The organism is Mesorhizobium sp. Pch-S (assembly GCF_004136315.1).
Classification (GTDB): Bacteria; Pseudomonadota; Alphaproteobacteria; order Rhizobiales; family Rhizobiaceae; genus Mesorhizobium.
Genome location: NZ_CP029562.1, coordinates 6141352 through 6164580 on the forward strand (window position 1 = coordinate 6141352; position 23229 = coordinate 6164580).

Consider the following 23229-nt stretch of genomic DNA (forward strand, 5'->3'; position numbering starts at 1 on the left):
GTCAACGACGACCTCGGCCTCACATCGCTTAGCCAGCGACTTTTTAAATGCTTTGGTGACAAAGGGTTAGATGAAATATTGCATCGCAACAAAAATCCATGTTGCAATGCACAATAATCAACTCTATATGCTTGCCATGCTCCGGGTCGATCCTGAACGGAGCGCAACCCATAGCTCCTTTATGAGGATGGAGAATCGCCATGACCAAGACCGCCAAGGCCACCACGCCTGCTTCCAACTATTTTTCCTCGATCAAGAACGTTTTTGATGGCGTTCAGTCGAAGCTTGAAGTTCCCGCTGCCGCCCGCGATTTCGTGAAGCGTGGCGCCTCGACCGCCAAGGAGCGCGCCGAGACCGTTCACGGTGGCGCTGCCAAGCTGACCGACGGTGTCGAGAAGTTCGCCGCTTCCTTCGTTGCCGGCTATGCCAATTTCTCCCGCGGTCTGCTCGATGCGACGCTGGCCAATGTCCAGCACACCCTGAGCACGGTCGAGAAGATTGCCGGCGCGCAGTCGTTCAATGAAGCTGTCCAGATCCAGGCCGACTTCGTGCGTGAAAACGCTTCGGCCAACATCGAACGTGTCCGTGGTGCTGCCGAGACCGCCAAGACCACCGTCGTCGAAGGCGCCAAGACCGTTCAGGCCGAAATAACCATCCGCGCGGAATCTCCGCATAAACGGTTCTGATTTTCTGTACGAGTGCACGTCGCGCAAGATGTTGGCGTAACAAGGCCCGCTTTTCGGCGGGCCTTTTTTGTTTTCGGACCTCTGGCCAGCAAAAAGGCCGGGTCATCGACCCGGCCAATTCGCGGCAATTACCAAGACAATTTCAGCCTGAGGCGCCGAAAATGGACGCCCGTGCTGCTTATTTCGACGGCTTGATGCTCTGCACCGTGGTCTTGCCCGCGGCGTCCGTCGAGTAGGTGACCAGCACCTTGTCGCCGGCCTTGAGGCTGGCGGCCTTGACACCGGCCGGCAGCTTGACCGTCTGGCCGCTGTCGAGCGTCACCGAGCTCGTCAGCGCGTCGACCTTCTTCACGGTGGCCTTGAGGTCCTTGGCGAACGCGCCATTGACGCTGGCAAGTGCGAGCACGATGGCGGTGGCGGCGATGTACTTCCTCATGGGGGCAACTCCTTTTGTTGAGGCACCACCACATTGAAGGCCCGATCTCACCGGCACATTGCCGCTACCATACGGATCGGTAAAGTTGCGAAGCCTATTTCACCACCAGAACCGGAATGGTGGAGTGGGCCAGCACTTCGGCTGTCTGGCTGCCCAGCAGCACGCGCTCGACACCACGCCGGCCGTGCGAAGCAATCACGATAAGGTCGGCTTTATGCACCTTGGCGGCCTCAAGGATCGCATCGGCGGCGCGCTGGTCAGGCACATGGACGAGATCGGCATCGACGCCGGCCTTCGCTGCTTCCGCCTTGACGGCAGCCAGGATTTTCTCCGCATCCTCTTTCTGCGCGGCACTGAACTCCTGCATGTCCGCTCCGGACGGAACCCAGCCCGCACCGAGCGCAAAGCCGGACACCGGGAAAGGTTCGGTTGCAGTCACCACCGTTACCTTGGCGCCCAATGCCTTGGCGAGTGCCAGGCCTTGCTGGACTCCCTTGCCGGCGAGATCGGAACCGTCGGTCGGAACAAGAATATGTTTGTACATCGCAATCTCCATTGGTCCGTAAAACCTCCCACAAAGAAAGTGGGCATGCGTTGACCAAGATCAACCGGACAGCGGCGGAGCGAGGATGGGCCAGGAACGTCGGACAGGTGCCACGCCATTGGGCGTAGTTACCGCCTGTCGCGTTCGTGCAATGAAACCGTGATCGAAGCGTCCGACAGGCTCGCAAGTCCCTTGGCCGAATCGAGACATGGGACCTGCTCGGGCTCGGGCAGTGTCCTGGAGCGCCGGCACCGCAAGTGCAGCAAGCGTTCCCGTCTCGTGACTGGCAAAGCTCTTGGCGGTCCGTTATGTGTCGCTGCCCGAACAACCGTAGGAACATGTGATGGCGAACAAGAACATCGACCACGCTTTTACCGCCCGCGGCAAAACCGGCCACTCTTACGAGCCGACCTATGCCGGTGCCCTGTCCTTCATGCGGCGCAAATACACCAAGGATGTGAAGGGGGTGGACGCCGTGGTGTGGGGTATCCCGTTCGATGCGGCCGTCACCAATCGGCCTGGGGCGCGTTTCGGACCGCAGGCAATGCGGCGCGCCTCGGCCATCTTCGACAACGATCCACAATATCCGTTCTCGCGGGAGTTCTTCGACCACCTCGCCGTGGTCGACTACGGCGACTGCCTGCTGGACAGCGGAAACCACCAGAAGACCCCCGGCATCATCGAACGCGAAGCCGCCAAGATACTGAAGAGCGGGGCATTCCTGCTTTCGCTCGGCGGCGATCATTTCGTGACCTACCCGCTGCTGAAGGCTCATGCCGCCGTGCACGGCCCGCTGGCGTTCGTGCAGTTCGATGCACATCAGGACACCTGGCCGGATGACGGCAAACGCATCGACCACGGCTCGTTTGTCGGCCGAGCCGTCAAGGAAGGCCTCATCGACCCCGATCGTTCGATCCAGATCGGCATCCGCACGCATGCACCCGACACCTTCGGCATCAAGATCCTGCACGGCTACGAAGTCGAGGAGATGCGCGCCGCCGATATCGCCTACGCCATTGTCGAGCGTACCGGCGGTCGCAAGACCTACCTCACGTTCGACATCGATTGCCTCGATCCCGCCTTTGCGCCCGGCACCGGCACGCCTGTTTCGGGTGGCCCGAGCTCGTCCAAGATCCTGTCGACACTTCGGCTGCTCGGCCAGATCGACCTGGTCGGTGCCGACGTCGTGGAGGTTGCGCCGGCCTATGATCATGCCGATATAACGGCCATCGCCGGCTCGACCATCGCCATGCACTATCTCGGCCTGCTGGCGGAACGAAAGGCGAGAGCCGAAGAGAACACCAACCAGACCCATACCGGTCAGGACATCTGACGTCCCGGCCAGAAAGATCGGACCAGACAAGGCAATGAAACCGAAAATCTTCATCGACGGCGAACACGGCACCACCGGCCTGCAGATCAGGGCCAGGCTGGCGGACCGCGGCGATCTCGAAATCATCTCCGTGCCGGCAGAGCGCCGCAAGGAGACCGCTGCCCGCGCCGAGTTCCTCAACGCCGCCGATGTCGCCATCCTGTGCCTGCCGGACGATGCGGCAAGGGAGAGTGTGTCGCTGATCAAGAACGACACCACCCGTGTCATCGATGCCTCCACGGCCTATCGCGTCGCCGCCGGCTGGGAGTACGGTTTTCCGGAAATGGACAAGGAGCAGACGAAGCGCATCGCGGCTGCGAAGCGCGTCGCCAATCCCGGCTGCTGGCCGCAAGGCCCGATCGCGACACTGCGCCCGCTGGTCGAAGCTGGTCTGCTGCCGGCTGATTATCCCGTCACGTTCAACGGCATCTCCGGGTACTCCGGCGGTGGCCGCACCATGATCGAGGACTATGAGGCCAAAGGCGAGAACGCTTCGGAATTCACACCCTACGCACTCTCGCTGAAGCACAAGCACCTGCCCGAACTGAAGGCTTATGCGAAGCTGAAGCACGACGCGTTGATGCAGCCGGCGGTCGGTAATTTCGCACAGGGCATGATCACGGTGGTACCGCTGCAACTGGCCCAGCTCGACCATATTCCGACGGGTGCCGAGCTGCATGCGGCGATCGCGGACCATTTCGCCGGCATTCAAGGCGGCGTGGTGGAGGTGGCACCCTACGAAGCCGTCGACCGCGTGCCGGAGCTCAATCCGGAGCAGTACAACGACACCAACCGCATGAAGGTCTATGTCTTCGCCAACGATGCGCGGGCACAGGCGCTGCTGGTTGCCGTCTACGACAATCTCGGCAAGGGCGCATCGGGAGCGGCCGTGCAGAACCTCGACCTGATGCTCGGCCTCAACAGCTGATCATCGGATACCAGAGCTGGGCCGCGCCGTGGCGCGGCCCTGATTCCAACAAACCGGAAACATGTCATGCACCCGCCTGCCCTGCCGGCGCGCTGGAACGTCAGCGAGCCTGTTCTTGTCACCGAAACCTTCTCCAGTCGCATCTGGAAAGTGCGTCAGGCTGACGGCACGCCGGCCATCGTCAAGGCGTTGAAAGATTTCGACGACGTGGAAGACGAACTGCGCGGCATTCACCTGCTGTCCTGGCGGCGTGGTGAAGGTCTCGTCCGCCTGTTCGACGGCGAAGACAAGATGATGCTGATCGAATATGCCGGCGAACGTCACCTGCGTGCCGTCCTGGATGATGCGAGCGATACCGCCGCCACCGAGATCTCCGCCGAGGTGATGGCGCGGCTGCACTCGCCATCGCGACACCCCGCGCCTGGCGATCTGCAGCCGCTTCGCGATCGTTTCGTCAGCCTCTTCGACAAGGCCAAGGCGGACAGGAATGCCGGTGTCGAAAGCCTCTATGTCGACGCTGCCGAAATCGCCGAGCGCCTGCTCTCCGATCCCGTGGATGTGCGCCCTTTGCATGGCGACATCCACCACGACAACATCATCCAGTCGCCGCGCGGCTGGCTGGCGATCGATCCCAAGGGCATATTGGGCGATCCGGGCTTCGACGCCGCCAACATGTTCTTCAACCCGCTGGACCGGCTGTGCACCGAGCCAGAGCGTATCGCGACGATGGCCACGATCTTCTCACGCTCGATGGGCCAGGATCCGCGCCGCCTGCTCGATCATGCCATGGCTTATGGCTGCCTGTCGGCCTCGTGGCACAGCCAGGACAAGAACGACGTCGACGAAGAACGCGAATTGTCGATCGTCGAGGTCGTGCGATCCGTACGGGACAACAGCTTCTGAGGATCGACGCTGGTCGCTAGTTCCTGACGACCACTTCTGTCTCAAGTGGATACGCACCTTTGGTGCCGCGCCAGTGCGCTGTCGCGAAAACCAGCACGATCATCGCAAAAGCCTGGTGGGTCAACGCCACGTCGATCGGCGCCTGCAGCAGCAGCGTGGCGACACCGATGGCAGCCTGGCCGACGACAAGCCAGAACAGAACCCAGGCCCGGCGTGAATGCGTGCTGCCCGGCTTGGCACGTGCTGTGGAGAGTGCATGCCAGAAGGCAATGATCAGCACCGTGTAGGCAAACATACGGTGTACGAACTGCACCGTCTTCGGGTTCTCGAACAGGTTGATCCAGGCCGGATCGAGTATGAACAGGTCGCCGGGAATGATCGCGCCGTCCATCAGCGGCCACGTGTTGTAGGTAAGGCCTGCATGCAGGCCGGCAACCAGGGCGCCTAGATAGATCTGGATCAGGACCAGCAGCACCATGATGCCGGCGAATCGCTGGGTGCCACGTCCGGCTGGCGGCTCGCTATAGGTGGCCAGCCCGCGCGCTATGTAGGCGACTGCCGTGATGATGATGCAGGCAAGCGTCAGATGCGTGGCCAGCCGATACTGACTGACCGAAACACGCTCGCTGAGACCGGAAGCAACCATCCACCATCCGATGGCCCCCTGCAGTCCACCGAGCGCGAGAAGGCCGACCAGACGCGGCTTCAGGCGGCTTTCGAGCCGACGCGTCGCCCAGAAAAAAACGAGCGGAATGGCAACCAGGAAGCCGACACCGCGTGCCAGCAAGCGATGCGCCCATTCCCACCAGAAGATACCCTTGAACTCCTCCAGCGTCATGTCCTTGTTGATCTGCTGGTATTGCGGGATCTGCTGATATTTCTCGAACTCCTCCTGCCATTCGGCCTGGTTGAGTGGCGGAACGACACCGTGGATCGGCTTCCATTCGGTGATCGAAAGGCCAGAGCCGGTCATGCGGGTGGCGCCACCCACCATGACGATGGCAAACAACACCAGCAGCACGACATACAACCAGCCGCGAACCAGTGCACGATTGCGCAATTCGCGATTCTGTTCGGCAACGGGTGCGGCAATTTCGGTCGTGGCTGCCATGGCTGATCCGAGTATTGGTCTTGCGGTCTCAAGTGAACCATAGCACCAAAACTGGCAAGGTGACGCGGCGCGGCACGCCGTCGCGCCAGCGTTGGCCGGTTGCACGCGGCTGCCATTCGGCTTAATCCGAACGTCACAAAGGATTGCGGCCATGCCCATGCGTCTGAAGAAACTGATCGGAACCGTTCTCCTGGTGGCGCTCGTCGTCGTCTACGCGATTGTCGCGACCATTGTCGCAGTCGCGCAGCTGTCGCAATCCGGTCCGCTCGCCCACCTCGTCTTCTTCGCACTCAGTGGCCTGCTCTGGATTCTGCCGGCCATGGCCATCATCAAGTGGCTGATCCTCGAGCCCCGCCCGAAGAACTAGCAAGCAAGACCAAGATTCATTTATCTTTTTAGTCTAATATGTTGCACCATGACGTGTCCGTCTGATGCAGGCTCACTGCATGGTACCAACAGGACGATGCAGGCATGGTGGACGCGACGGCGTCGGGGGATAACAGGGCTTTCGCGTCAACGGCAGTGCCTTACGGGGCACCGCCAAGCACGCAATTTTTGCCTTCCGTGCAGGCAGCCACCGATGAAGTGCTCGCTTCTTATGCCGAATTCGCCCGAACCGCCGTTCATGCTCCGCCGCAGGACCCGCTCTGGGTACGCCACTGGATAGAACATCTGCGCCCCGACGCCATCATCGCCTCAGTGGCGGTTGACGGTCATACGGTGTTTGCCCTTGCACTCGAAATCGAACGCTCCGGTCCATTCCGCATAGCCCGCTTCCTTGGCGGACGTCATGCCAACGGAAATTTCCCTGCAACCTCAATTGCTTCCGGAAGTGACTTCGCATCACTGCACCTGCCAGCGCTGTTTGCAGCCATCCGGACGGCACGTCCAGATATCGATCTCATCGCACTGCAGCGACTTCAGCCCGACCTCAACGGCACGAACAATCCATTGGCGGGGCTTCCGTCCTTTCCCAGCCCCAACCTGGCCCTGGCGGTCGACCTCGATGGTGGTTTCGACAGTGTTCTCGAACGCGCCAGCGGCAAACGCAAACGCAAGAAGCACCGCTCGCAGGCGCGCAAATTCGAGGCCGCTGGCGGATTCGCCAGGATCGAAGCCGGCACCCGAGACGAGACAGGACGCCTGCTCGAAGCCTTCTTTGCCATGAAGGAACAGCGCTTCCGCAAGATGGGCATCATCAATGTCTTTGGCGACGAACGGGTGCGCGGCTTTTTCCAGGCCCTGTTTGCAAGCGCCCTCGAAAGCGACAACCCCACCTTCGTCCTGCATGGGCTGGAAGTTGGCGGCAAGCTGCGCGCCGTGACGGGTTCCAGCCGCTCGCCAAAGCGACTGGTCTGCGAATTCGGCGCGATCCTGGAGGACGAGCTCTCTTTTGCCAGCCCCGGCGATTTCCTGTTTTTCGACAACATCCAGGAAGCATGCCAGCAGGGCAATCTTCTGTACGATTTTTCCGTTGGAGATGAGCCGTACAAGCGTCAGTGGTGCGACGTCGAGATCAGGCAGAGCGACGCGCTTCTCCCGCTCACGACAAAGGGCCGCGCACTGGCCAGTGCCCTGCACCAGGGGGCGCGTGCCAAGGCCTTCGTCAAGAACAGTCCAATGATATGGAAGATCACAAAAGCCCTGCGACGCAGGACACAGGGCCAGGAACAATCGTCGCGCACCAACGAAGACTGACAAACCATCCACCTGGTGCATCCCCGCTTTTCGCGGAAATACTCCAACTTTGGCGCAGTTAAGGACGTAAAACCGCTGCGCACGTTAGCTGGAGTTGCTCCTAGGCCGCAGACCGACCAAGCGGAGCGCCAGGCCTGCCATGGCTTGCCGGCGTCACAAGAACCAGATCCGGATACCCCCCCTCGATCAGCTTTACGGCTGCATCGGCGACGGCATCGCTTGGCTCCAGCGCGCTGACGAAGACTTCCGTCGCTTCACCGACAAGCCGACGGATGCCATCGGCATCTGCCGGTCCACACTCCACCACCACGAGGTCATAGGCGGTGGTCAGCGACTGCATGATGATCGGCAGACGGTCTGCCGCCCGCATGGCACGTACCGGATCCGCCGTGCCTGCCGGGATCACGTGGCAGTCCGAATAGTGATCGGCATGGATGACATCGCTGAACTGAGCCTCGGAGGCCAGCAGATTGGTGATGCCAGCCTGGCTGGTTCCATCAAGCATCGGGCGAGAAGCGGCTCCAGATGCGGTGAGATCCAGAAGCAATACACGCAAGCCGGCGTCCGCGACCTCACGAGCGACCAGAATGGAGCTGGCGGCGGCCTCATCGCCTTCCGGCGAGATGAAGATAGCGCGCGCAGCCCCGCTGGTGATCAGCCTTTCGGCGGCTTTTTCGATATCGATCTCGCCAAGTCCCAGTACGGATTGTTCCAGCGCGGGCTCGTCCGCCGGCAAGGGCTCCTCCACCGGCACGTGTGCGTGTCCGGCGGAAACATTCTCGATCAGCGCCGCAGCCTTGCGTACCGCCTCGGCGCGCTCGTCGTCCTGCTGCCGCGTCGTTGCCGCAGGAATTTCTGCCGCAGGACGACGATTCTCTTCAGACGCATCAGCTTCTACTGCGGGCATTGGCACCGGTACTACCGGCATAGGTACCTGCCTCACAGGTTCGGGCCGCGGTCCCGGTGCCGGGCGCATGGCGCGACCCGAGAATAGCTCGCTTAGCAGGGTGAAAATCGACATCACCAGCAACGAGGCGACGAATGCCGCAGTGACGATAGGGATGACTTTGGGGAAATATGGCTCCGTGGGAATCGTCGCCCTCGAAACGATGCTTGCGACGACCGGCAGATAGTTGCGATCCTGACGTGAGTTCGCCTCCTGGAAGCGGGCCAGATTATCTTGAAGCGCCTGGCGTTTCGTTGCGGCGTCAAGCTCCAGGGAGCTGAGTTCGACCCGTGCTTCCTCGGCGCGTGCTGCCTCAGCCTTCAATTGGTTCAGATCGGTCAAAAGCTGACTCTCGCGCTCCCGCGCGGTTTGCGCTTGAGTGACGAGACCAGCCAAGACGTTCTGGGCTTCCCCGCGAAGCTGCCGATCTATGTCGGCAAGCTGAGACCGAAGCGAGCGGATGCGCGGGTGATTCTCAAGCAGGGTGGTCGAGAGATCCGCGATGTCGCTTTTGATCTGCCCTTCCCGGTCGCGAAGGCGCTGGATCGCCGGTGATGCCTGCACCTCCGGGAAGGAGTCCAGTGATCCTCCTCCCTGGAGCGCCTTCCGCACAGCTTGGGACGTTGCCTCGGCAGAGGCCCGGTTGGCCTGCACACGCGAGTATTCGCTCTGCATCTCGGAAACCCGCTGCGACACGAGCGCGGTGTTGTTCTGACCAGTGAGAAGATCAGACTGCGCCCGATAGGTCGCAACCTTGGCCTCGGCCTCCTTCACTTGCTGGGAAAGCCTGTTGATTTCCGGTTCCAGATAGCCGGTCGCTTCGGCACCCGACTCTCTCTTTGACCCCCGCAACATTGCAACATAGGCGTCAGCGATCTCACCGGGCACCGCGACTGCCAACTTGGGATCACGAGACGAAAACTCGATGCCGATGATGCGCGTCCCTTCAACGCGATAGACGTTGAGTTTCTCGCGCATTCTCTTGAGCACGCGCTCTTCAGGGGGAATCTCGCTCGGATCGCTCTTCAAACCAACCAGGATGAGAAAATGGCTGACCGCAGACATGTCCACGGTCTCATCAAACTCCGCCCGTTTCGCCAGATCGAGCTTTTTCGCAACCTGACTGAGAACGTCAGTCGACGAGATCAGCACCACCTGGCTGGCGACCGCTCCATCATCCAGATTTTCACGATTCGCATCGGCACCTGCATTTGGGCGCGTGAATGGAGATTCGCGGTCCGCGATTTCCAGTCGCGTCTCGGCTTTGTAAAGCGGCGTAACAAACGAGGTGATGGCGAATGCCAGGCCCGCCACGAGCAGGGAACCCACAAGTATACGCAGCCAGTTTCGGCCAAGACTCGCGAAGAGCTGCCTCAGGTCAACATCAACATCCGCCGCGCTAGATTGTACGCTCGACATGCATCCTGCTCCCACTTTGGGTTGCGGGCATGGTAAACAAGCATGGTAACTTAGCCGTTAAAAAAGCCACCCCTCAAATAAGCTGGCGGCAGAATCCCTTACCGCCAGTCGCTACGGATGCAATTGACAGCGCCCAAACCATAAAATCAGCATCTGCTCATATTTCGCGACGCCGAATTTTACCGGCCATTAACCCTAACAGACCGATAACGAGACTCGATCCTGAACGTCTGCCGATCATCCGGCGACCAGTCGAAGGCATGTACCTGGTGATGAGAAAATCTGCCCCGCTCCTTCGCGCATTGCTTGCAGTATCGCTGCTGGCGGGCTGCACCAGCTACCGGCCGACACCGCCGGCTTTCCATGACGCGCTCACGCAGCCCTACCGGCTCGGCGCCGGTGACCGCGTACGGGTAACCGTCTTCGAGCAGGACGGCCTGACCAACACCTACAATGTCGACCAGTCAGGCTTTATCTCCTTCCCGCTCGTTGGCCCGGTTCCGGCACGCGGCAGCACGGCCCAGCAGCTCGAAAAGGCCCTCGCCGTCAAGCTGCGGCAGGGCTATCTGCGCGATCCCGATGTCTCTGTCGAAATCGACCGTTACCGTCCGATCTTCGTCATGGGCGAGGTCGGCGCTCCCGGCCAATATTCCTATGTGCCCGGCTTGACCGTGCAGAAAGCTGTTGCCATCGCAGGTGGCTTCTCGGCTCGCGCCAACCAGTCGGATGTCGATGTTACACGCGACATCAATGGCAAGGTGATGACCGGGCAGGTCGTGACATCCGACCCGCTGCTGCCAGGTGATACCGTCTACGTTCGCGAACGCCTGTTCTGATCACGTGGCATCCCCTTCTTCGCTCCGCATCGTTCATTGCTTCCGCTCACCGGTCGGCGGTATTTTCCGCCACGTGCGCGATCTTGCCGATGCGCAGGCCGCTGCCGGCCACCAGGTGGGCATCGTCTGCGATTCGACAACCGGGGGTGCGTTCGAGGAAGCACTGTTTGACGACATGAAAGATACGCTGGCGCTTGGCGTGCATCGCACTCCCATGCAACGGCACATCGGTCCAGGGGACGCCGCTTCGGCCTGGCGAACCTTCAAGATCATCAAGGAATTGCAGCCGGACGTGCTCCATGGCCATGGCGCCAAGGGCGGTGCCTATGCGCGCCTGTTCGGCTCACTGTTGCGGGTTTCAAGGTCTCGCGTGGCCCGCCTCTATTCGCCGCATGGCGGCAGCCTGCACTATGACGAGCGCACGGCGACAGGAAAGCTGTTCTTCGCAATCGAGCGGACGATGGCTTTCTTCACCGACTACCTGCTGTTCGTTTCCGACTACGAGAGGCAGGCTTACCGGCGCAAGGTTGGGGAACCGCGTGTGCCGAACGTGCTGGTCTACAACGGGTTGCGCGATGGTGAATTCGAACCCGTCGCCGCAGAAACGGATGCCGCCGATCTTCTCTACATCGGCATGATGCGTGACCTGAAGGGTCCGGACATCTTCATCGATGCCCTCGCCCAGGCAGAGATTCGCTCCGAACGCACCATCAGCGCCGTCATGGTCGGCGATGGCGACGACCTGCCGCGCTATCATGCCCAGGTGAAGCGGCTTGGGCTGGACAACCGCATTCGTTTTTTCCCGCCGATGCCAGCCCGCAGGGCTTTTGCGCTGGCTCATGTTGTCGTGGTGCCTTCGCGCGCCGAAGCGATGCCCTACATCGTGCTCGAGACACTCGCGGCGGGAAAACCGATGATCGCCAGCGCGGTCGGTGGCATACCGGAAATCTTCGGCCCTGATTCCCCTGCCCTCGTGCAGCCGGACGCCATCGAAATCGGTGAGAAAATGGACCAGGCGCTGACCGATCTGGATGCCTATCGCCAGGCGATGCCGCAAACCAGCGTCCTGAAGTCACGATTCGGCGCTGATGTCATGGCAGCCGAAATCGAAAAAGCGTATTTCGCGGCCCTGGCTGGGTAGCGCTCCAAGGAACAATTCCGGCAAAACGCGTTGCAGCCTTTGCATCTGCAACTGCGTAAAACAAAAGAGTCGCAGACGCTCTGGATCAGGCGGCGGCCTCGGCGCTCTTCTCTTCGATCTGGCCAATCGCATCCACGACGGCGTCGAAGGTCAGCATCGTGGAAGCGTGACGTGCCTTGTAGTCGCGCACCGGCTCCAGATACTTCAGGTCAGCGAAACGACCTTCAGGCGGCGGCCCATTTTCCTTCAGCATCTTCCACATCGCCTCGCGCACCGCGCGCAGCTCCTGTGCAGTCGCGCCAACGACGTTGGCAGCCATGATCGAGGACGACGCCTGACCGAGGGCACACGCCTTCACGTCATGCGCGAAATCGGTAACGACACCGTCCCGCATGGCGATATCGACGACCACGGTCGAACCACACAGCTTGGAATGAGCCTTGGCTGTCGCGTCGGGATGCTCCAACCGGCCGATACGGCCGATATTTCCGGCAAAGCCAAGAATTTTCGTGTTGTAGACGTCGTCGATCATAATGTTTCAGCCCGCCGTGCTGGCACGATCATCGAATACTGCTGGCGTATCTTTCATTCGCTCGGCACGACCATATATAATGCTGGAGGTCCGGTGACGACAAGGCGACGGGCAGTCGCTTCAGCCGGCCTTTTTTCACGCCGCTTTCGGGCGGGAAACCGGGTGGGTTTCCGCTACCGCAAAAGGCAGTGGTCCGTTCAACTCGTTCCCTCTATGAAGGGAACTACGGGAGATGCCTTTCATGGATGCCGCCATCAAGAAGATCATGCCGCAGTCGGCCTATATGGACAAGCCGGTCACCGACCGGCCGAGCCAGGAGGAAGTCGAGGCGGCAGTCCGTACGCTTTTGCGCTGGACCGGCGACAATCCGGACCGCGAAGGACTGGTCGACACGCCGAAACGCGTCGCCAAGGCTTACCGCGAGATGTTCGGCGGCTATGATATGTGCCCGGCCGAAGAACTCGGGCGCACCTTCGAGGAAGTCGCAGGCTATGACGACCTCGTCATCGTGCGCGACATCAAGTTCCATTCGCATTGCGAGCACCATATGGTGCCGATCATCGGCAAGGCACATGTCGGCTATCTGCCGGATGGGAAGGTCGTCGGGCTTTCGAAAATCGCCCGCGTCGTCGACATCTTCGCACATCGCCTGCAGACCCAGGAGGCGCTGACTGCGCAGATTGCCGGTGTCATCCAGGACGTGCTAAATCCGCGTGGCGTTGCGGTGATGGTCGAGGCCGAACACATGTGCATGGCCATGCGCGGCATCCGCAAACAGGGATCGACAACCCTGACTTCCACTTTCACCGGCACTTTCCGGGACAATCCCGAGGAGCAGATCCGGTTCGTTACCATGGTGCGTGCCGGCAGCGGAATCTGATCCGCCTCGCCGGTTCCAGATTTCCAGGACCCGGCGATGACCGCTTTGCAATTTCCCGCCCCTTCCAGCGACAAGCTGCAGCTGGAGGAAGGCGAAGACTTCACGCCGCGTTTCGACGCCAGTGGCCTTGTCACCGCGGTCGTCACCGACGCCAGTGACGGCATGCTTCTGATGGTTGCGCACATGAATGCGCAGGCGCTCGCCCTGACGCTGGAAACCGGAATCGCCCACTACTGGTCGCGTTCGCGCAACGCGCTTTGGAAGAAAGGCGAAACGTCGGGCAATTTTCAGCATGTCGCTGAAATCCGGACCGATTGCGACCAGGACGCGGTGTGGCTTCGCGTAAATGTGACAGGTCATGATGCAACCTGTCACACTGGCCGGCGTTCCTGCTTTTATCGAACGGTGGAACTTGTCGACGGCAAGGGGATGCTCGCCGGGGACGGCAGCGCGCCGCTGTTCGATGCGCATGAGACCTATCGGAAGCCTCGTTGATTATCCCCCTGGGACGCAACTTTGCCCGATTCACGATTTCGATACGGCCGTTGTATAAGATGGTCGTGGGTTAAGGGAGACTGTGATGCTCGAATGGGCGTCATTGCGTGGCAGGGGGATCGCTCGCGAAGCGAATGACCCGTCGGCGTCCGACGGAGCACCGACGCTCAAGCATCCCAGCAAATGCGGCATAGCACTCGCCCTCGGCGGGGGTGTAGCACGCGGCTGGGCCCATATCGGCGTATTGCGTGCACTCGACGAGGTTGGCCTCGAGATCTCGATGATCGCCGGAACTTCGATCGGAGCGCTGGTTGGCGGTTGCTATCTTGCAGGCAAGCTGGATGAACTGGAAGAGTTCGCACGTGGTCTGACCCGGCGGCGTATCTTCGGCCTGCTCGATATCAATCTGCGCGGCAATGGTCTGTTCGGCGGCATGAAGCTGGACGCGCGACTGCGCGAACATCTCGATGGCATTCGTATCGAAGGGCTGCCGAAACCATTCGTTGCCGTCGCAACGGAAGTCCGTACGGGCCATGAAATCTGGATCAACCAGGGTTCGATGGTCACGGCGATGCGCGCATCCTATGCCCTGCCCGGGGTCTTCGAACCGGTCAATTGCAACGGCCGTGTCCTGGCCGACGGGGCACTGGTCAATCCGGTTCCCGTGTCGGTGTGCCGCGCCTACGAGCAGCCGATGGTGGTGGCGGTGAACCTGCATTACGATCTTTTCGGTCGCGCTGCCGTGATCAAGCACAATGCCGGTGAACTCGTCATACAGAAGGACGCGAAACGGCCAACCCGCTTCGACCCCAATACCACGGAGCAGGGAACACGGCTCGGCATCACCGGCATGATGGTGGAAGCCTTCAACATCATCCAGGATCGAATTTCGCGTGCCCGCATGGCCGGCGATCCGCCTGATCTGTCGCTGCAGCCGAAGCTCGGCCATATCGGGCTTGCCGAATTCCATCGTGCCGACGAGGCGATCCGCCTTGGCTACGAGGCCACCATGGCACACATCGACGAGTTGAAACGGCTGCAGGCAGTCCTCGCCTAGTCAGCTCTTCGGATCAGGCTATTGCCGCATCGGTGATGCGGAACTGCACGCTGCGATTGCCATTCCAGTAATTGCCGGAAACGGACCCCGCAACATGCAGGGTCTTGCCCCTGTTCTTGAACAGGAATTCCCCCAGCGTCGTGTCGACGGCACGGAAAGCCATCGCCTGGATGCGTCCTCCGCTTTCGGAGGTCAGGTCGACACGGATGTGATTGGTGCCGACCGCCCGCGCATCGGCCAGCCGATGGCGCGGCAGCACGAACAGCGGCGGCACATGGCCTGTACCATACGGTCCCGCCTTCTCCAGTGTGTCTAGCAACGTCAGCGTGGCCCCTTCCGCCGCCAGGGCACCATCCACCAGGAGGGTTTCCTCGTCACGCAGCCGGAACACGTCGGCCGCCGCCCGATCCTCGAAGAAGGCGCGCAAGGCACCGAGCTTCTCGCGCTCGACTGTGATGCCTGCTGCCATGGCATGACCTCCGCCCTTGACGATCAGACCTGCCTCCGCGGCCTCACGCACCAGCCTGCCGAGATCGAAACCGATAACCGAGCGCCCCGAGCCCGTGCCGGTACCGTTGGCATTGAAGGCGATGGCAAAGGATGGTCGCCGTGCATGCTCCTTCAAACGCGAGGCGATCAGCCCGACAATACCGGGATGCCAGCTGTCGGAAGCCGTGACGATCACCGCAGGTCCCTCCCCGCCGACCAGTTCAGCGTCGGCCTCGGCGCGCGCCTGGGCAAGCATCTCCTGCTCCATGGTCTGCCGTTCCTGATTCAACCGGTCGAGCGTTTCGGCGATGGTACGAGCCTCGACGGGGTCATCCGTCGCCAGAAGACGACTGCCCAGGGCGGCATCGCCAATGCGGCCGCCGGCATTGATACGCGGGCCGATCAGGAAGGCGAGATGGAAGGTGTTGACGGGTTCGCCGATGCGCGAGACACGCGCCAGCTCGGCCAGACCGACATTTCTTTGCTGGCGTATGACCTGCAGACCCTTGACGACGAAGGCGCGGTTGACGCCGACGAGGGGCACGACATCGCAGACTGTTGCCAGCGCGACGAGATCGAGCATGGCGAGCAGATCTGGCTTCGCTGCATCCGGCACCCGTTCGCGCAGCAGCCTGGCAGTCTGCACCAATGTCAGAAAAACCACGCCGGCCGCACACAGATGCCCCTGGCCGGAAAGATCATCCTCGCGGTTGGGATTGACGATTGCCGTCGCAGCTGGCAGCGCTCCGCCGACCTGATGGTGATCCAGCACCACGACATCAGCGCCGGCCTCCTTGGCGGCATCGATGGAAGCCGCACTGTTGGTGCCGCAATCGACGGTGACGATGAGGCTCGCTCCTCGTCCGACCAGCTCGCGCATCGCATCGGGATTGGGACCGTAGCCCTCGAAGATGCGATCCGGAATGTAGATTTCCGACGGCACCGAGAAATGCGCCAGGAAGCGCTTGAGCAATGCCGAGGAAGCCGCGCCGTCGACGTCGTAGTCGCCGAAGATGGCCACCCTTTCGCCGCGGATGACCGCTTCGGCAAGGCGCACGGCTGCCTTGTCCATGTCGGTCAGCGATGCCGGATCCGGCAGGAGATCGCGGATGGTGGGATCGAGGAAACGTTCGGTACCGACGGCAGTCACGCCGCGCCCTGCCAGAACACGCGCAACGATGTCCGGCACGCCGTGGCCCTGGGCGATGGCCAGAGCAGTCATATCCTGCCGTTCGGACAGCCGATGCACCCAGGCAAGTCCGGTCGCCGATCGCCGGACATCGAGGAAGAACCGCTTCTCACCGGTCATGCGGGGCTACCATTCACAGTATTGAGCCACATGACGGCTCAATACGGTGAAACCGGCAAAAATCAAAACTTATCGAGGTCCTGATGGCGCGCCTTGATCTCTCGCACCGTACGCGACGAGGAACGCAGCACGATTGTGTCGGTGGTGATGTAGTTGCGGCCGAACTTCACGCCTGCGAGCATGTTGCCGTCGGTGACGCCCGTAGCCGCGAACAGCACGTCACCGCGCGCCATCTCGTCGACGCGATAGACCTTGTTCGGGTCGGAGATGCCCATCTTGGCGGCGCGAGCGACCTTCTCGGGCGTATCGAGGATGAGACGGCCCTGCATCTGGCCGCCGGTGCAGCGCAAGGCCGCAGCGGCAAGAACGCCTTCAGGCGCGCCACCCGAGCCGATATAGATGTCGATACCAGTCTCTTCCGGATCGGTGGTGTGAATGACGCCGGCAACATCACCATCGCCGATCAGGCGGATGGCCGCACCGGTTGCACGCACCGCCTCGATCAGCTTGGCGTGACGGGGCCGGTCGAGAATGCAGGCCGTGACCTCGTTCACCGGCAACCTTTCGCCTTGGCAAGGCTGGCAATATTGTCGGCCGGGGAAGCGTCGATGTCGATGGTACCTTCCGGATAGCCGGGTCCAATGGCGATCTTGTCCATGTAGACGTCCGGCGCGAACAGCAGGCTGCCCTTTTCGGCGATCGCAATGACGGCCAGCGCATTCGGCAGGTTCTTGGCGCAGATCGTTGTACCTTCCAACGGGTCCAGCGCGATGTCGACCGCCGGTCCCTTTCCGGTACCCACCTCTTCGCCGATGTAGAGCATCGGCGCTTCGTCGCGTTCGCCCTCGCCTATCACCACGGTGCCCTTGATGTTGAGGCGGTTCAACTCAGACCGCATGGCATCGACCGCGACCTGATCGGCCGCCTTCTCATCGCCGCGCCCGCGCAGCCTGGCTGCAGCAACGGCGGCACGCTCGGTGACGCGCACCAGCTCCATGGTGAGAATCCGGTCAAGGCCGGCGATCGTGTTCGAAACAGCATTCATGAAGTGGAGATCCTCATTTGCAACGCGCCAAGGGCGCAGGCGCGCTTCTTGTGTCAAAGCCTCATGACAACAGCAAGACCCGGAGAGAAGCTTTCCTGGCCAAGAAACAATATCAATCGATTGAAAGAGATAACGGCATTTTCTGCCGCGAACGGCGGCATCGTTTGTCCTGGGCAGCACGTCCGCAGCGGCAGCGCAATGACGTTGCCCGGGATGCGGCGAATATTTGATCTTCTGAAAACTCCCGTTCGATGGCCGCAACGTTGACAACACCCTCATTGAGCAATATTGGATACAATCATGACTTCGGATACAAATAAGACGCAGTCGGATTCGGCTGCAGCAAAAATCAGGACGTTGATCCTGAACGGGACGTTTCAGCCCGGTCAGCCGCTACGGCAGGAGGCATTGTCGGAACAGCTGAGCATCAGCCGCACGCCGTTACGACATGCCCTGCAGTCGCTTGCCGAAGACGGGTTGGTCGAGGCAACCGACTACAAGGGAGCAAGGGTTGCGGCGCTTGACCCGGGCATGGTCGACGACCTGTTCGAGATGCGGTTGCTGTTGGAACCACTGGCACTCAGGTCCGCCTTCGGGAGCCAAACCAAGCTTGATTTTGCGAAGGCCGAGATGGCGCTCGATGCTGCCGAGATGGAAAGAGAACCATCGAGACTATCGGCGTTGAACTGGGACTTCCATCAAACCCTGTACAAACCATCAGACCGGCAGACCCTGCTGAAAACCATCGAACAGCTCAACCGAGCGTCGGCGCTCGCAGAGGTTATCGCGAGTTCCATTGTCGCCCGCCCCGAGAAATCGGCTGCCGAACATCGAAAACTGCTTCAAGCCTGTCGCAATGGCGACGAAACAGGTGCGATCTCGATTCTGGTCGAACACTTGCGGCTGGCCCATCACGACATAAAAAATCGGAGGGAGTGACCATGCCCATCATAAACAGGATCGCCGAGTTTCATGACGACATGGCGCAGTGGCGGCGTCACCTTCACGCCAATCCGGAACTTTCTTTCCAGGAACAGGAGACCGCAGGTTTCGTCGCCGAAAAACTTCGTTCCTACGGAATCGAAGTCACCGAAGGCGTCGGAGGAACAGGCGTAGTCGGTATCCTGCACGGCAATCGGAGGGGCTCACGCTCCATCGGATTGAGGGCGGACATGGACGCGCTTGCCATAGAGGAACGCAACGATTTTTCGCATCGCTCGACGAACAAGGGCGTCATGCATGCATGCGGGCATGATGGGCATACCGCAATGCTCCTGGGTGCTGCCCGCTACCTCGCCGAGACCAGAAATTTCGAGGGCCGCGTTGTTTTCATCTTCCAGCCGGCCGAAGAGATGGGGGGTGAAGACGGAGGTGCCGCGCGCATGATCCGGGAGGGTCTGTTCGAGACTTTTCGCTGCGATGAGATCTATGGCCTGCACAATTGGCCGGGAATGGAAATCGGTACCTTCGCCGTCAAGGCGGGACCAATGATGGCGTCGGGTGATGCGTTCGAAATCGAGGTCACGTCCACTGGGATGCACGCCGCCCAGCCTCAGAAAGGCGTCGACGTCGTTATGACTGCCGGGCATATCCTCATCGCACTCCAGCAGATATCGGCGCGCAACACCGACCCTCTGGATGCAATCGTCGTGAGTGCGACACAGGTTCACGGCGGCGACGCCTACAATGTCTTGCCGAACAACGTCACCATTCGCGGCACCGTACGGGCATTTTCTCCCAACGCGCGAGCGACTGCAGAGCCAGCGGTACGGCGGATCGTCGAGGGCATCGGCCTGTCGACAGGCGCGCAGTGCAAGGTTTCGTATTCCCAGCAGTATCCAACGCTCATCAATTCGCAGTCCGCCGTCCGATCGGCTGAGGCTGCGGGATCATCGGTGTTCAACAAGATCGACACGAACCCGCCGCAGACGATGATCGTCGAAGACTTTGCCTTCATGCTCCAGGACCGACCTGGGTGCTACGGCTGGATCGGCAACGGACCGGACGACAATGGCCGCATCCTTCACAGCGCATGGTTTGATTTCAACGACGAAGCGCTGCCTTTCGGGGCTTCCTATTTTGCGTCGCTCGTCGAAGCGAGGCAGAACTAGCTTCTGCAAATGACAGTACGCAGTTCAATTGGGCGTGACGACAAGGCGCGATGGATGCGCCCTTCCGTCGCGACGAAAATTCCGATCTGGATCGAATTGGAAGCGCTCACCGCAGGGGCTGTGGAGTTGTTCGAACGCTCTCTCCAGCAACATCCCGAAATCGAGGAATGCTACACCGTAGCCGGCAATCCAGACTACCTGTTGTTCGTCTCTGTCACGGCAATGCAGGAGTTCGAAAGCCTGCATCGCAATGTCCTTTCGAAGCTCCCCGGCGTCAGGAAGATCAGGACTGAATTCCTGTTGCGTCGTGTTCTTTTACGGGCGTTTCCGGACTAGGAAGCGACATCGTCCAGGAAGTCGACAGTCGGCACGAAGAACAGGCATCCTGTAACCGCGCGGCTGAAATCGAGCAGATGGTCATAGGTTCCCGGCGGATTGCCGACGAACATGTTCTCGAGCATTTTCTCGATACGGTGCGGGGAACGGGCGTAGCCGATGAAATAGGTCCCGAACTCACCCTTGCCAATCTCGCCAAACGGCATGTTGTCCCGCAGGATCTGCAACTGCTTGCCGTCTTCCTCGATCGAGGTCAGGACATTGTGGGCGTAGGGCTTCTTTTCTGAATCGCGCTGTTCGATGTCGGAGAGTTTGTGGCGCCCGATGATGTTCTCCTGCTCCTCGACCGGTACCTTGTTCCACCGCTCGACGTCATGCAGGTACTTCTGGACGATCACGTAGCTGCCGCCAGCGAAGGAAGCATCTTCCTCACCGACGATGGTGGCATCCACCGCTGCCTGGTCGACTGGATTCTCGGTGCCGTCAACGAAACCGATCAGGTCACGATCGTCGAAAAACTTGAAACCGTGCACTTCGTCGACAGTGGCGACAGCAGCGCCTAACCGCGACATGATGTGCGTGGCCAGTTCGAAGCACAGATCCATGCTCGCAGCACGCAGATGAAAGAGTATGTCACCGGGGGTTGAAACCGCGTGATGGACACCGTGAATTTCACGGAACGGATGCAGATCCCTTGGCCTTGGCGCACCAAACAGCCTGTCCCAGGCCTGCGAACCAAATCCCATGACGCAGGAGAGCTGACCTTCGAGATCACGGAACCCGACACCCCGCAGCAAGCTCGACAGGTCAGCGCAAAGGTCGCGCACCGTTTCCTCAGCCTCCGGTCCAGGATTGATCGTCACCACCAGGAAAATGGCTGCACGTGTAAGCCTGCTGGCAACCGATTGTGATACGGGGGAAGGAAGGCTTGAGACCATTTTGTCCATCAACCATCGTCGAGCGTCAACGATCCATACGATGCAACGGCCAAGATCGATCTACAAGTTTCGAGATCCACAAAACGACGTTCCCTTGAGACACAGCCAATGTGGTCGAATCTGGCACAGCCGAAGCTCCCACCGAGGCCTTGACCACACTGGAGCAACGGCAGCACTTCGTATCTCCCGGATATTTTTGGGGATGCTCCGATGACGGTCGTCATTACCACCAGACACGATATCAATCTCGAGACGCTGTTGCGTGTCGCCTGGCAGAAGGAACCTGTCATGCTCAGCGACGCCGCCCTGTCGGAAATCGCGCGTTGCCGGACCGCCTTCCTCAACCTCATCAACAAAGACCCGTCGGTCGTCATCTATGGCGTGACGACGGCAATGGGTGAACTTGCCCACACGCGTCTTTCAACCGACGAGCGCGAGCGCCATGCCCGCATAAAAGCCTTCGCCGCTGCGACCTCCTTTGGCGACCCCTTCCCTGAGCGTGTGGTGCGCGCCATGGTGTTTGCACGGCTGGCCAATTTCGTGGAGGGCCATGCGGCAACCACCACCCGGATAGCGCTTGCTGTGGCGGACATGCTCGACGGTCGGCCAATGCCAGCTGTTGCTTCCTCCGGCCAAGGCGGGGCCGGAGAAATCCTCGCCCTCTACCCTCTGTTCGCCGAACTGACTTCCAGCCTTGATCTCGAAGTCAAGGAACGTGGCTCGCTGATCAACGGGTCGCCATGCGCGGCAGCGCTCGTTGCCGACAGCGCCATTGCCGCGAGACGAAGATTGCGACGCGCCGAGCAGGTCTTCGCCCTTTCGATCGAAGCGTTCCGTGCGCCGCTCGAGCATTACGACGCAGCGCTCGAGACCCTCTGGGGCGACGAACATGAAGCCACGGCCCTGAGCGGCCTGCGCACTCTGCTTGAAGGCGGAACAAACGAACGACGCAACTATCAGGCGCCCGTCAGCTTTCGTATCGTGCCGCGGATCCTCGGCCAGGCATACCGCGCCCTTGCCACTGCCGAACGCGCGGCAACGATTTCGCTGCGCTCGGCCTCCGACAATCCCGTCTTCATCCCGCCGGACGACAACCACGTCTACGGTCGCTGCATCAGCACCGGCGGCTACCATAATGCCATGGCAGCGCCTGCCCTGGACGACCTGGCAGCGATCTGGGCGGATCTTTGCCTGCTTTCCGACCGCCATGGATCCAAACTGCTCAACGGCGCGGTTTCGCATCTACCCAATCTGCTAATGGTCGATCGGCATCCGAGCGACAGCGATGGACATGGGGCTCTCGGCTATGTGCCAATGGCCTCAACGGGATATCTCGAACAGGCGAAAATGGCGGCGCAGACGACCTTCATCCCGGGTACGGAGTCGGCCGGCTCGGGTCAGGATGACGTGGCGACGACAGCCTTCATCGCCTGGACAAAGGAAGAGAAAGCTGGCCGATATCTCGATGCGTGCCTGGCGGCTCTTTCAGCGGTTGCCTCGCAGGCCTTCTACGCCACGAAGCGCAACGCACCGCCTCGGCTTGCACAGTTCATGGATGAGGTGCGCTCTTTGGTGCCGCCGGTGCGGCAGGACAGGATCCTTGGACCGGAACTTGAGCGGCTGGCGCGGCACTTTACTTCAGAAACGTTCAGGGCCTAGCTACAGCCCAAACGTTTCCAATGATGTGAAACCGGTCAGATCGGCAGCATTTCCGGCTCATCACCGCGCTTGCGCGGCCGCATCATGTCCTTGGCCATGATGCCGCTGGCACGGCAGAAAGCCGCGAAGGCGCGGCATGCCTCCTCGGAGGTCATGATGCCGACGCTGGCACCGAAACAGGCATTGAAAGCCGTCTGATACAGTTTACCCTGCTTGCCCGTTGGCCAATCGGACAGGAAGTCCATGGCCTGTTCGACACCATAAATCTCCTCGACCGGCTGGTCTGGGGTGGGGACGATACGAACGGGTACGGCAAACTGCAATTCGCGCATGGCAACGCCTCTCGATTACCTCCACC

24 protein-coding genes and 1 pseudogene are annotated in these 23229 nt (G+C 60.8%); 16 read left to right on the plus strand and 9 right to left on the minus strand.

The genetic code is table 11. The features are described 5' to 3' along the window. Positions 1–200 precede the first annotated feature (200 nt). Positions 201–686, plus strand: a complete 486-nt coding sequence (locus C1M53_RS28970) for a phasin family protein (protein ID WP_129415521.1) — start codon at positions 201–203, stop codon at positions 684–686. A gap of 178 nt (positions 687–864) precedes the next feature. On the opposite strand, the gene C1M53_RS28975 is transcribed toward C1M53_RS28970, so the two are convergent. Then, complete coding sequence (locus C1M53_RS28975) at positions 865–1122, minus strand: DUF1344 domain-containing protein (protein ID WP_129415522.1); 258 nt, start codon at positions 1120–1122, stop codon at positions 865–867. Positions 1123–1216: 94 nt separating this feature from the next. After that, positions 1217–1666, minus strand: a complete 450-nt coding sequence (locus C1M53_RS28980; protein WP_129415523.1) for a universal stress protein — start codon at positions 1664–1666, stop codon at positions 1217–1219. A gap of 343 nt (positions 1667–2009) precedes the next feature. On the opposite strand from C1M53_RS28980, the gene speB reads away from it, so the two are divergent. The 3 genes from speB to C1M53_RS28995 all read left to right on the plus strand — a co-directional run bounded on the left by speB (position 2010) and on the right by C1M53_RS28995 (position 4869). After that, entirely contained in the window at positions 2010–2999 is a 990-nt protein-coding gene (gene speB / locus C1M53_RS28985) for an agmatinase (protein WP_129415524.1), read from the plus strand. A gap of 34 nt (positions 3000–3033) precedes the next feature. After that, a complete protein-coding gene (gene argC / locus C1M53_RS28990; protein WP_129415525.1) occupies positions 3034–3966 on the plus strand; it encodes an N-acetyl-gamma-glutamyl-phosphate reductase in 933 nt (310 codons plus the stop codon). A gap of 66 nt (positions 3967–4032) precedes the next feature. Then, positions 4033–4869 (plus strand): aminoglycoside phosphotransferase family protein, encoded by an 837-nt coding sequence (locus tag C1M53_RS28995; RefSeq protein WP_129415526.1) that lies wholly within the window; start codon positions 4033–4035, stop codon positions 4867–4869. A 16-nt stretch (positions 4870–4885) separates the two neighbouring features. Here the strand turns inward: C1M53_RS28995 and C1M53_RS29000 are convergent, their stop codons facing one another. Beyond that, complete coding sequence (locus C1M53_RS29000; protein WP_129415527.1) at positions 4886–5980, minus strand: COX15/CtaA family protein; 1095 nt, start codon at positions 5978–5980, stop codon at positions 4886–4888. A 151-nt stretch (positions 5981–6131) separates the two neighbouring features. On the opposite strand from C1M53_RS29000, the gene C1M53_RS29005 reads away from it, so the two are divergent. Then, positions 6132–6347 (plus strand): DUF2842 domain-containing protein, encoded by a 216-nt coding sequence (locus tag C1M53_RS29005; RefSeq protein WP_129415528.1) that lies wholly within the window; start codon positions 6132–6134, stop codon positions 6345–6347. Positions 6348–6544: 197 nt separating this feature from the next. Beyond that, a complete protein-coding gene (locus tag C1M53_RS29010; RefSeq protein WP_348630015.1) occupies positions 6545–7678 on the plus strand; it encodes a GNAT family N-acetyltransferase in 1134 nt (377 codons plus the stop codon). A gap of 100 nt (positions 7679–7778) precedes the next feature. On the opposite strand, the gene C1M53_RS29015 is transcribed toward C1M53_RS29010, so the two are convergent. Next, positions 7779–10043 carry an exopolysaccharide transport family protein gene (locus tag C1M53_RS29015; RefSeq protein ID WP_129415530.1) on the minus strand — a complete coding sequence of 755 codons (2265 nt, stop codon included), beginning with the start codon at positions 10041–10043 and terminating at the stop codon, positions 7779–7781. A gap of 272 nt (positions 10044–10315) precedes the next feature. Between C1M53_RS29015 and C1M53_RS29020 the strand changes: the two genes are divergently transcribed. Both C1M53_RS29020 and C1M53_RS29025 read left to right on the plus strand, forming a co-directional pair. Further along, positions 10316–10879 (plus strand): polysaccharide biosynthesis/export family protein, encoded by a 564-nt coding sequence (locus tag C1M53_RS29020; protein WP_129415531.1) that lies wholly within the window; start codon positions 10316–10318, stop codon positions 10877–10879. Between the two features lie 4 nt (positions 10880–10883). Further along, positions 10884–12020, plus strand: coding sequence for a glycosyltransferase family 4 protein (locus C1M53_RS29025; protein WP_129415532.1), 1137 nt, complete (start codon positions 10884–10886; stop codon positions 12018–12020). A gap of 85 nt (positions 12021–12105) precedes the next feature. Here the strand turns inward: C1M53_RS29025 and C1M53_RS29030 are convergent, their stop codons facing one another. Next, entirely contained in the window at positions 12106–12552 is a 447-nt protein-coding gene (locus C1M53_RS29030; protein WP_129415533.1) for an iron-sulfur cluster assembly scaffold protein, read from the minus strand. 241 nt (positions 12553–12793) lie between these two features. On the opposite strand from C1M53_RS29030, the gene folE reads away from it, so the two are divergent. The 3 genes from folE (at position 12794) to C1M53_RS29045 (ending at position 14984) form a co-directional block, all read left to right on the plus strand. Continuing rightward, entirely contained in the window at positions 12794–13432 is a 639-nt protein-coding gene (folE, locus tag C1M53_RS29035; protein ID WP_129415534.1) for a GTP cyclohydrolase I FolE, read from the plus strand. Between the two features lie 36 nt (positions 13433–13468). Then, positions 13469–13927, plus strand: a complete 459-nt coding sequence (gene hisI, locus C1M53_RS29040) for a phosphoribosyl-AMP cyclohydrolase (protein WP_129415535.1) — start codon at positions 13469–13471, stop codon at positions 13925–13927. 85 nt (positions 13928–14012) lie between these two features. After that, entirely contained in the window at positions 14013–14984 is a 972-nt protein-coding gene (locus C1M53_RS29045) for a patatin family protein (RefSeq protein ID WP_129415536.1), read from the plus strand. A 13-nt stretch (positions 14985–14997) separates the two neighbouring features. On the opposite strand, the gene recJ is transcribed toward C1M53_RS29045, so the two are convergent. Together recJ and glpX are read right to left on the minus strand one after the other, a co-directional pair. Then, positions 14998–16782: a single-stranded-DNA-specific exonuclease RecJ gene (gene recJ, locus C1M53_RS29050; protein ID WP_129415537.1), complete on the minus strand. Its 1785-nt coding sequence runs from the start codon at positions 16780–16782 to the stop codon at positions 14998–15000. A gap of 62 nt (positions 16783–16844) precedes the next feature. Further along, a pseudogene (glpX, locus tag C1M53_RS29055) lies at positions 16845–17827 on the minus strand (class II fructose-bisphosphatase). A gap of 17 nt (positions 17828–17844) precedes the next feature. On the opposite strand from glpX, the gene C1M53_RS29060 reads away from it, so the two are divergent. The 4 genes from C1M53_RS29060 (at position 17845) to C1M53_RS29075 (ending at position 20274) form a co-directional block, all read left to right on the plus strand. Then, the gene (locus tag C1M53_RS29060; protein ID WP_129415538.1) at positions 17845–18057 is read left to right on the plus strand and encodes a hypothetical protein; all 213 of its coding nucleotides are present in this window, start codon (positions 17845–17847) and stop codon (positions 18055–18057) included. 70 nt (positions 18058–18127) lie between these two features. Then, complete coding sequence (locus tag C1M53_RS29065; protein ID WP_129415539.1) at positions 18128–18766, plus strand: GntR family transcriptional regulator; 639 nt, start codon at positions 18128–18130, stop codon at positions 18764–18766. 2 nt (positions 18767–18768) lie between these two features. After that, a complete protein-coding gene (locus C1M53_RS29070) occupies positions 18769–19938 on the plus strand; it encodes a M20 aminoacylase family protein (RefSeq protein WP_129415540.1) in 1170 nt (389 codons plus the stop codon). A 54-nt stretch (positions 19939–19992) separates the two neighbouring features. Then, the gene (locus C1M53_RS29075) at positions 19993–20274 is read left to right on the plus strand and encodes an Lrp/AsnC ligand binding domain-containing protein (RefSeq protein WP_165358275.1); all 282 of its coding nucleotides are present in this window, start codon (positions 19993–19995) and stop codon (positions 20272–20274) included. Here the strand turns inward: C1M53_RS29075 and C1M53_RS29080 are convergent. Further along, a complete protein-coding gene (locus C1M53_RS29080) occupies positions 20271–21212 on the minus strand; it encodes a Dyp-type peroxidase (RefSeq protein WP_129415542.1) in 942 nt (313 codons plus the stop codon). The two genes, C1M53_RS29075 and C1M53_RS29080, sit on opposite strands and share 4 nt — an antisense overlap. 210 nt (positions 21213–21422) lie before the next feature. Between C1M53_RS29080 and C1M53_RS29085 the strand changes: the two genes are divergently transcribed. After that, on the plus strand, positions 21423–22871 hold the full coding sequence (locus C1M53_RS29085) for an aromatic amino acid lyase (protein ID WP_129415543.1): 1449 nt from the start codon (positions 21423–21425) through the stop codon (positions 22869–22871). A gap of 35 nt (positions 22872–22906) precedes the next feature. Here the strand turns inward: C1M53_RS29085 and C1M53_RS29090 are convergent, their stop codons facing one another. Beyond that, positions 22907–23203 carry a DUF982 domain-containing protein gene (locus C1M53_RS29090; protein ID WP_129415544.1) on the minus strand — a complete coding sequence of 99 codons (297 nt, stop codon included), beginning with the start codon at positions 23201–23203 and terminating at the stop codon, positions 22907–22909. Between the last annotated feature and the right edge of the window lie 26 nt (positions 23204–23229).